Origin of the sequence: Frankia sp. AgKG'84/4 (assembly GCF_023242965.2) — a bacterium.
Lineage (GTDB): Bacteria > Actinomycetota > Actinomycetes > Frankiales > Frankiaceae > Frankia.
This window is the reverse complement of the sequence record NZ_JALKFU020000913.1, coordinates 1-813: the sequence shown is the minus strand read 5'-3', so window position 1 is coordinate 813 and position 813 is coordinate 1. Positions and strand designations below refer to the sequence as shown.

Genomic DNA, 813 nt, shown 5'->3' with positions numbered 1-813 from the left:
GGCCCACGGCGACGGCGACGGCCTCCTCGTCGTCGAGCAGCAGCGGCGGCATCGCCGTGCCGGCGCGCAGCCGGTAGCCGCCGGCCACCCCGGGGGTGGCCTCGACGGGGTAGCCGAGCTCCCGCAGCCGGTCGATGTCACGGCGCAGCGTGCGCCGGCTCACCGCGAGGCGATCGGCGAGCTCGTCGCCGGGCCAGTGCCGCTGGGTCTGCAACAGCGACAACAGCCGCAGCATCCGGGCACTCGGATCCGTCACCGCGCCTAGCTGCTGACGTTGGCGGGCAGATCGATGACGATGACGCTGATGTTGTCGGCGCCGCCGCCGGTCAGCGCCAGCGTGGTCAGGTGCCGGGCGACGGCGAGCGCCGACGCGCCGGGCGGGAGCTCCGCGATGCGGGCCGCGAGCTCGCCCGCCGCCGAGACGTAGTTCCACAGCCCGTCGCTGCACACGATCACCCGACCGGGCCCCGACAGCTCCTCGGAGATCACCTGGGGGACCGTCGAGGAACTGCCCGACCCGATCCACTGGGTGATCGTGTGCGCGCCCGGGCCGGTCTCGGCCTGTTCCGGCGGCAGCAGGCCCGCCCGCACCGCGGCGGCGGACAGGGTGTCGTCCTCGGTCAGCTGCCGCGCGCCGGCCTGGTCGAGCAGATACACGCGGCTGTCACCGAGCCAGCCGACGCTCACCCGGTCCTCGGTGACGATCGCCGCGACGAACGTGCACGCCGGGCTGTCACCATCGAGGGTCGCCGCGTCGAGGACGCTGCGGTGGGCGACGGCGGCGGCGGCCCGCAGCGCGCTGGGCTGCCACGG

2 protein-coding genes are annotated in these 813 nt (G+C 75.3%); both read right to left on the bottom strand.

Annotated elements, in window-relative coordinates:
* The coding region (locus MXD58_RS26000; protein ID WP_250610373.1) for a helix-turn-helix transcriptional regulator at positions 1–256 on the bottom strand (256 nt) is incomplete at its 3' end.
* Between the two features lie 5 nt (positions 257–261).
* Positions 262–813, bottom strand: a 552-nt coding sequence (locus MXD58_RS25995; protein WP_250610372.1) for a PP2C family protein-serine/threonine phosphatase, incomplete at its 5' end; no start/stop codon positions are given.